The organism is Microbacterium sp. (genome assembly GCF_003248605.1).
Taxonomy (GTDB): domain Bacteria; phylum Actinomycetota; class Actinomycetes; order Actinomycetales; family Microbacteriaceae; genus Microbacterium.
The window spans coordinates 1-5,888 of the sequence record NZ_QFPF01000132.1; the positions used below are offsets into that span (position 1 = coordinate 1).

10 protein-coding genes are annotated in these 5,888 nt (G+C 69.7%); 9 read left to right on the top strand and 1 reads right to left on the bottom strand.

What is annotated here, in order from left to right; genetic code table 11:
* Nucleotides 1–339 precede the first annotated feature (339 nt).
* From DI573_RS13445 to DI573_RS13465, 5 genes are all read left to right on the top strand, one after another.
* On the top strand, nt 340–1,224 hold the full coding sequence (locus DI573_RS13445; protein WP_292815307.1) for a hypothetical protein: 885 nt from the start codon (nt 340–342) through the stop codon (nt 1,222–1,224).
* A 127-nt stretch (nt 1,225–1,351) separates the two neighbouring features.
* Complete coding sequence (locus DI573_RS13450; protein WP_292815310.1) at nt 1,352–2,362, top strand: DUF4192 family protein; 1,011 nt, start codon at nt 1,352–1,354, stop codon at nt 2,360–2,362.
* A gap of 141 nt (nt 2,363–2,503) precedes the next feature.
* The gene (locus tag DI573_RS13455; protein ID WP_292815313.1) at nt 2,504–3,082 is read left to right on the top strand and encodes a hypothetical protein; all 579 of its coding nucleotides are present in this window, start codon (nt 2,504–2,506) and stop codon (nt 3,080–3,082) included.
* 114 nt (nt 3,083–3,196) lie between these two features.
* Nucleotides 3,197–3,511 carry a hypothetical protein gene (locus DI573_RS13460; protein ID WP_292815315.1) on the top strand — a complete coding sequence of 105 codons (315 nt, stop codon included), beginning with the start codon at nt 3,197–3,199 and terminating at the stop codon, nt 3,509–3,511.
* Nucleotides 3,508–3,906 (top strand): hypothetical protein, encoded by a 399-nt coding sequence (locus tag DI573_RS13465; protein WP_292815318.1) that lies wholly within the window; start codon nt 3,508–3,510, stop codon nt 3,904–3,906. The genes DI573_RS13460 and DI573_RS13465 overlap by 4 nt, the downstream gene beginning before the upstream one ends.
* A 66-nt stretch (nt 3,907–3,972) precedes the next feature.
* Here the strand turns inward: DI573_RS13465 and DI573_RS13470 are convergent, their stop codons facing one another.
* The gene (locus tag DI573_RS13470) at nt 3,973–4,191 is read right to left on the bottom strand and encodes a hypothetical protein (RefSeq protein ID WP_292815320.1); all 219 of its coding nucleotides are present in this window, start codon (nt 4,189–4,191) and stop codon (nt 3,973–3,975) included.
* Between the two features lie 99 nt (nt 4,192–4,290).
* On the opposite strand from DI573_RS13470, the gene DI573_RS13475 reads away from it, so the two are divergent.
* The 4 genes from DI573_RS13475 to DI573_RS13490 all read left to right on the top strand — a co-directional run bounded on the left by DI573_RS13475 (nt 4,291) and on the right by DI573_RS13490 (nt 5,748).
* Complete coding sequence (locus tag DI573_RS13475) at nt 4,291–4,689, top strand: hypothetical protein (protein WP_292815323.1); 399 nt, start codon at nt 4,291–4,293, stop codon at nt 4,687–4,689.
* A gap of 115 nt (nt 4,690–4,804) precedes the next feature.
* Nucleotides 4,805–5,065 (top strand): hypothetical protein, encoded by a 261-nt coding sequence (locus tag DI573_RS13480; protein ID WP_292815326.1) that lies wholly within the window; start codon nt 4,805–4,807, stop codon nt 5,063–5,065.
* A gap of 164 nt (nt 5,066–5,229) precedes the next feature.
* Nucleotides 5,230–5,442, top strand: a complete 213-nt coding sequence (locus tag DI573_RS13485; protein ID WP_292815329.1) for a hypothetical protein — start codon at nt 5,230–5,232, stop codon at nt 5,440–5,442.
* A gap of 168 nt (nt 5,443–5,610) precedes the next feature.
* Nucleotides 5,611–5,748: a hypothetical protein gene (locus tag DI573_RS13490; RefSeq protein WP_292815331.1), complete on the top strand. Its 138-nt coding sequence runs from the start codon at nt 5,611–5,613 to the stop codon at nt 5,746–5,748.
* The last annotated feature ends 140 nt before the right edge of the window (nt 5,749–5,888 follow it).

The window sequence follows — 5,888 nt, forward strand, 5'->3', positions numbered from 1 at the left end:
CCGCGAGCTGCGCTCGCAGGGACGGGCGCCCGGCAGGCCGGGCGCTGCGCGCGGGGTCGGCCCGCTGCGCGGCCCTCCGGTGGGTGCGGTGTGCGGCCCCGCTGACTGGCGTTTCGAGGGTGGCCGGTGCCTGTGGTGCGGGAGCGGGTCGGGTGCCCTCTGCGGGGCTCTCGCGGCCTCGTGGCGAGCCCGCCGGCGGAGCCGGCTCATCCCTCTCCCCCGATGCTCGTGGCGGGGGTGGGCAGACCGGTCGCGGTGGGGTCGGCGCTGCGCGCCTCGATGTCTGACCTCCATCCTAGGCTGTGAATGTCACATTCACTAACACCCTGGGAGGACACCATGGGGCACTACATCACCGTCTCTGTCGACATCGAGGATGCCGAGGGGTCTGCGGGCCGTCTGCTGGATGAGGCTGTGGAGCGTCATCTGGAAGGCAACATCAGCGATCTCTCGTTCGGCCCGGTGACGGGTTCGGGCTGGGCGCTGGACGGCAACACCAAGTACGAGCCGGAGGGCGTGGAGGACTTCGCCGAGGCGGTATCGGGCCGGTTCCCCGGCGCTGTCGTGGCGGTGCGGATCGAGTGGGATACGCGGGATGCCGACGAGGCCGGGTCGATCGAGTACTCCTACATCGGCGGGCAGCGCTGCAACGACCGTGAGAGCGGCCTGGTGCCCGACGATCTCGCCGAGTCGATCGCGCGGGTACGTGCTGCGCTGTCCGGGTCGGGCGATCTCGCGGCGGCTGCGCGGTGGCTGACGGATGGGCTGGAAGGCACGCGAGTTCCGGTGCCGGACGTGCCTGTCGAGCCGCGCCGAGTGGAGAAGGTCACCGTGACCGACGAGTGGGGGCACGACTACACCGACCTGTTTGCTGCGGCCTTCGACTACAGCGTGGTCACCGAGCGCCACGGCGACGAGCTGCTCACCGCCACCGGCTGGCACGATGACCGCCGGGTCGCGTGCGAGGCCGACATCAGCGGCATCGTGCACCGCTGGATCGAGCACGCCGAGGCGGCGACGGGCACCCTCTACAGCGCCGAGTGGATGGGCGGCTGGGATGCCTACGTGATCCCCTACTGGAACGGCGAGCGCGTCGGGTTCTACGCGATCCACGGCAACGATGACGGCAACGGGTCAATCCCGTTCGACCAGATCATCGACGCGCTGAGCCTGGACTTCACCGTGGCGTGGAGCGATGGCACGACGGACGGCGACAGCGAGTAGACCGCGGCCCGCGATCGAGCGCCCCTGCCCTTCCGGCGGGGGCGCTTTCGCGTGTGCCGACCAATGTCGGAGGCCACCCGTAGCCTGTGAATGTCACATTCACTAGCCAACGTTCCGGGAGGACACCATGGCAACTACACCGACCACCATCAAGGCGGGCACCCCGCGCGACTTCCTCGGCCTCGTGCCCGCGCTGCTCGGCTTCACTCCGCACGCCTCGCTCGTGCTCGTGCCCTTCGAGGCAACCCGCACCATCGGGGCCATGCGGTTCGACCTCGACACGGATGCCGCGACGCTCGCGCACACCGGGCTGGGCCTCATCTGCCGCGTGCCGCGTGCGACCGGCGTGGCCGCTGTGATCTACGCCACAGGGGACGCGGCCAGCACCCGCGATCTCGGCCAGCAGATCATCGACGTGGCCGACCACCAAGGGCTGCACCTGGTGGACGTGCTCTACGTCGCCAGCGACGGCTACGGCAGCCACCTGACCGGCGAGGCACCAGCGCCGCTCACCGAGCTCGCGACCCCCGACGCACTGCGCGAGAACGTCGCCGCATCGCAGAGCGCCGGGGCGAGCATCCCCGACGCCGACCCGGCGCGTGCGGCCCGGATCGCGTTCGCGGCCGCGCGGATGGACGACGACGCGCTGGCCGATTTCATCACCGTCGCCGAGGAAGCCCTGACCGGTGACCCCGCCGACCTCGACACCCGGCGCGCCGCGCTCCTGCTCACCGGCATCGGCATCCCGCTGTGGCGCGACGTGGCCCTCATCCAGTGGGCCACCGACCTCGACAACGGCACCCGCGCGCTGGCCGCGCAGATCGGCCACTCGATCATGGGCGCACCGATCCCCGAAAGCATCGCCCGCACCCTCTACGGGCAGGGCGATCGTCCCGACGCCGACCGGCTGACGGCGGGCCTCGCGCTCGTGCGCCACCTTGCCGCCTACGCCGACGACCAGCAGCGCCCCAACCTGCTCGCCGCCGCCGCGTGGCTGTCCTGGGCGCTGGGCCGCTCCACTCACGCCGCCGTCTACACCGACCGCGCCCTCGCGATCGACCCTGACCACGGCATGAGCCAGATCGTCGCGACCCTCTGCTCGGCAGCCGTCCTGCCCGACTGGGCGTTCTCCCGCTGAACGCACCGAGTGCCCCGCCGGACACCCCGGCGGGGCACTCCCCTGTCACTGTGCCGCACTCGCGATGTCCCCGCGCAATGTCGGAGGCCACCCGTAGCCTGTGAATGTCACATTCACTAGCCAACGATCCGGGAGGACACCATGACCGAGACCATCAACAACGTCCACGACATCCGCACAGCCGTCGAGCGCGCGATCCACTTCCACGCGCCGCTGCGCGCCGAGTTCGACGCCGGATGGACGACTATCGAGCCGAACGAGCTGCGCGAGGCGTGGGACGACTACAGCCTCAGCGACCCGTTCACCCTCGACCCGACGATGCCCAACCTGCTCGCTCGCATCGACGCTGACCACCCCGACGCCGACCCCCAGGTGTGGGTGCCCCTCGGCGGGCAGGGCGACCCGGACTACCTGGATGCCGTCGTGGTCACCGAGCGCAGCGTCACCAAGTACACCGCGCACGACGGCCAGATCGAGCAGCGCTACGCGCTCCCCGAGGGCGACCCCCACGGCCTTACGCAGCGCGGATGGCAGCAGGCGGCGAGCGCAGCGCGCTACGCGATCATCGGCCTCAACGCCGACGCCAGCAACACCGAGTACCTGCGTGGCCAGATCGAGGCCTACCTGACCGCGTTCGGCCACTTCGAGCCGGGTCACGACGCCGACGCCAAGCGCGAGCGTGTCACAGCCGAGATCACCGCGGCGATCGCCGCGCAGTGACCCACAGCCGGGGCGGGCGCACCCACCGGAGCCGCCGCCCGCCCCGGCCAATGTCGGAGGCCACCCGTAGCCTGTGAATGTCACATTCACCGTCGAGAGTCCAAGGAGGACGCCATGACCGACACCACCACCCTGCTCACCCGCACCCCCGGCGACACGTTCCGGTTCCGCGGCACCGAGTACGTGCTGATCGACTTCGCCCGCACCAAGGCGAAGATCGCACCGGCCGCTGACCCCGGAAAGGTCTACACGCTCGCTCGCACCGCGACCGTCGAGCCGACCGGACACAGCGACGACGCGCTCGCCGCCGCGCTACAGGCATCCGCTGTCGCTCCGCCGAGCCTGACCCCCGGAGCCCGCGTGCGCATCGTCACCACCCGCCGCGCGCTCGCCGCAGGCCCGCGCGCACCATCCAGGAGGACACCATGACCACTACCGACACCGCGGCCACCGCCGCGGCCCGCATCCCCGCCGACGACCTGATCGACCGGCTGTGGAGCCTCATGCACGAGATCGAGGCAGCCGACTTCCCCGCGCTGCGCATCGTCGAGCTCGACGAGCCGACCGACTACGGCGAGCGCATCGTGCTGTGGTGCCCGCGGTGCGATCAGCACGTCAACGTCGAGGACGGCTACCTGCGCGCGATCGACGTGGACGTGCGCTACAACAGCGTCGGCCAGATCAACCCCGCCGGGCGCACCCTGCCGATCTACGAGGCCGATCCTGACCCCGGCGACGTTCTCGTGTACCTGCACCAGACCGACGAGCACGGCGAGCACGGCGTGCGACTCCCCGAGGACTGGCAGGGAGTCTGGAAGGCATAGCGACACCCAACAACTGAGCGCCCCACCCTTCCCCCGGTGGGGCGCTCACGCGCGTCCTACGGCCACTCAGCGCGGGATGCGCCGACGCACCCATTCCATGCCGATAGCGAGCACCAGAGCCCCCGCAGCCGCGACAAGCGCAGGAACCCCGATGAGATCCCAGCGCGCGATCGCGACGCCGACCAGACCCGCTCCGAATCCCGCGCAGAACACTTCGAGCGTGAACAGCATCCGCGCGACGTTCACGCTCAGGATCGACGCCCTCGGATCGTGCTCTACGGTCATGCCCGCCATCCTCGCAACATCCACCGACACCGGCAATGTCCGGCCCCTCCCCTAGACTGTGAATGTCACATTCACTACCAACCGATCCGGGAGGACACCATGACCACCTACATCACCTTCGGCCCCGACCACGCCAACCTGCACCCGCACGTCGGCGCGCAGCTGAGCCGCGGCTACGTCGCCATCAGCACCGGCAACCGCGAGCGCGACCTCGCCGCGGCGTTCGCGATCCTCGGCGAGCAATGGGCCTTCGACTACCAGGACGCCGCCGCGCTGGATGCCCGATACCCGGACGGCGAGATCGCCCGCCTCACCCTCATCGACGAGGCCGCACAGAAGGAGATCGCCGGTCTGATCGAAGCCACCTTCGCCGCCGCCGAGGGCGACAGCAACGACGACGAGATCGAGGTACTACAGGCCGCGCGTGACCGGCTGGCCGCGCTCATCGACTACATCCCCGCCCACGAGCGGGACTGGACGCCGATCGACGCGGCCTGACCGCCAGCGGTGCCCTGCCGGACGACCGGCGGGGCACCGTCGCGCTCGCCGCGGGCGATGTCGGAGGCCACCCGTAGCCTGTGAATGTCACATTCACCAGATCACGGAGGACACCATGACCACCAGCGACTGCACCCACACCAACGTCGAATGGCTCTCCGGCACACCCGGCGTCGTCGTCACCCTCAACGGAGACACCGCCGCCCGATGCCTGGACTGCGGGGCGACCGCCACCATGGACACCGACGACGAACCCGCCGCGCCCCTCGCCCATCAGTGGCAGAGCGGCCGCTTCACCGGCACGACGACCTGCCAGGCGTGCGGCCTGTTGCCGCTCGACCAAGACGACATCGACACGGAGTGCCCCGGCGGATAGCCGGCCCCTGGGGCGGTGCCGCGCGGCGACGGTCGCGGGGCACCGCCCTGCCATGTCCGCGAACCACCGAAACCGAGGCCTATACCCGTGGGCAACTCCAATGTCGGAGGCCACCCGTAGGCTGTGAATGTCACATTCACTAGCCAACGATCCGGGAGGACACCATGGCAAACCGCACTCGATTCATCACGATCGACACCCGCCAGTACACCGAGGCAGCGGGAGAGATCGCCAGCAACCGCGCTCGCCAGCAGCGCGAGGAAGACCTGAACGCCTACGGCACACAGGGCTACGCGCTCCTGTCCACCGTCACCATCCCCACCCACGACGGGCTGCGCATCGTCGACACCCTCGCCCGCACCGACGAGAGCTACTGACCCACCGACAGCGCCCCGCCGAGAACGATCCGGCGGGGCGCTGTCGCGCGCTCACCCCAACGTCTGACACCCTCTCTAAACTGTGAATATCACATTCACTACCTAGCAACTCGGGAGACATCCATGACCAACCAGAGCGGATCGAGCACAGGGTCGAAAGCGATCCCAGTGAGCCTGCCCGCCGACGCATGGGGCGCTATCGCGGGAGTGATCGCGGCCTACGGCGAATCGCACAGGGACGGCGCGATGATCCTCGCAGCAGAAGAGATCAAGACTCAGGTCACCAGCGCACTCTCCCCCCAGTAGGCGCGCAACACCCACCGCCAGCGCCCCGCCGAGAACGATCCGGCGGGGCGCTGTCGCGCGCTCGCCGCAATGTCTGACCCTCCCCCTAGGCTGTGAATGTCACATTCACTAGCCAACGATCCGGGAGGACACCATGGCAA

Coding starts and splice junctions, on each gene's coding strand:
- DI573_RS13460 (WP_292815315.1), top strand. CDS start 3,197: ATGACCGACACCACCACCCTGCTCACCCGCACCCCCGGCGACACGTTC.
- DI573_RS13465 (WP_292815318.1), top strand. CDS start 3,508: ATGACCACTACCGACACCGCGGCCACCGCCGCGGCCCGCATCCCCGCC.
- DI573_RS13455 (WP_292815313.1), top strand. CDS start 2,504: ATGACCGAGACCATCAACAACGTCCACGACATCCGCACAGCCGTCGAG.
- DI573_RS13470 (WP_292815320.1), bottom strand. CDS start 4,191: ATGACCGTAGAGCACGATCCGAGGGCGTCGATCCTGAGCGTGAACGTC.
- DI573_RS13450 (WP_292815310.1), top strand. CDS start 1,352: ATGGCAACTACACCGACCACCATCAAGGCGGGCACCCCGCGCGACTTC.
- DI573_RS13445 (WP_292815307.1), top strand. CDS start 340: ATGGGGCACTACATCACCGTCTCTGTCGACATCGAGGATGCCGAGGGG.
- DI573_RS13475 (WP_292815323.1), top strand. CDS start 4,291: ATGACCACCTACATCACCTTCGGCCCCGACCACGCCAACCTGCACCCG.
- DI573_RS13480 (WP_292815326.1), top strand. CDS start 4,805: ATGACCACCAGCGACTGCACCCACACCAACGTCGAATGGCTCTCCGGC.
- DI573_RS13485 (WP_292815329.1), top strand. CDS start 5,230: ATGGCAAACCGCACTCGATTCATCACGATCGACACCCGCCAGTACACC.